Genomic DNA, 1035 nt, shown 5'->3' with positions numbered 1-1035 from the left:
CGACTACGCTGAATCGGCAAGGGAACGATCGGGGTGAGAGCTATCGTTCGGCCATCTTCTACCTCGATGACGAGCAGAAGGCCGTCGCCGAAGACACCATCGCGGACGTCAATGCGTCAGGCCTGTGGCCAGGCAAGGCGGTGACCGAACTGTCGCCCGCGGGCCCGTTCTGGGAGGCCGAACCCGAGCACCAGGACTACCTGGAGAAGTATCCGAACGGTTACACGTGTCATTTCATCCGTCCGGATTGGGTGCTGCCCAGGCGCGCTGCCTGATCCCTCCTTGCGTGCCGGCTCTGGTATAAGGGCCGGCACGCAAGACTGGGGTGGGGGCCTCGACATGAAGACAGGGAAGAAAGGCTACGCCGTGATCCTATGGATCGCGTTGCTGGTGGCCATCGGTTTGCTCAGGGCGTCGAACCGGTATCTCATCGATATCGCCAACCACGCGCCCTCGCTGTTTACACCCAAGCTGATCGACGAACTCACCGGTTCGTTGAGCTTCGGTGCGTTCCTGCCCGTGCTGTTCGTCGTGTTGCGCCGTATTACGCGCATACCGTCGGTGCCGGCGCGTCTTCTCGGGCACCTGGGACTGTTCCTGGCGCTGTCCGTGGCGCAAACGAGCCTGATGCTGGGCCTGCGGCTGCTGGTCTTTCCGCTGGCCGGCTACGCGCGCTTTGCGGCGATGCCTACGGGCTGGCGTTACGTCATGGAAATGCCGACGCAGTTGTTCTTCTACGCGGTCATCGCACTGGGCCTGTGGCTGTTCGATCGCTACCGCGAAGGACAGGCAAAGGAGCTGCGTGCCGCGCAACTGGAATCGGCGTTGTCTGACGCGCGCCTTGATGCCTTGCGACTGCAGTTGAATCCCCACTTCCTGTTCAACACGCTCAACGCCGTCTCCGAGCTCATGTACGAGCGGCCAAAGGTGGCCGATGAAATGCTTTCCCGCATCGGCGAACTGTTGCGTGCGACGTTGTCGGCGACCGCCCAGGAGCACCGGCTTGCCGACGAGTGGCAGTTGCTTTCCCTGTAC

2 protein-coding genes are annotated in these 1035 nt (G+C 62.3%); both read left to right on the top strand.

Annotation, left to right across the window (positions count from 1 at the left end; all coding sequences use genetic code 11):
* A partial coding sequence (locus tag AC1DSN_RS23095) for a peptide-methionine (S)-S-oxide reductase (protein ID WP_477333223.1) occupies nucleotides 1–275 on the top strand: 275 nt, incomplete at its 5' end.
* Between the two features lie 64 nt (nucleotides 276–339).
* Nucleotides 340–1035: histidine kinase (locus AC1DSN_RS23090; RefSeq protein WP_477333221.1), on the top strand; the 696-nt coding region annotated here is incomplete at its 3' end.

This window comes from Luteibacter sp. P4_D7_3 (genome assembly GCF_056401735.1).
The sequence above is the reverse complement of the archived record's forward strand: the minus strand, read 5'-3'. Positions and strand labels throughout refer to the sequence as shown.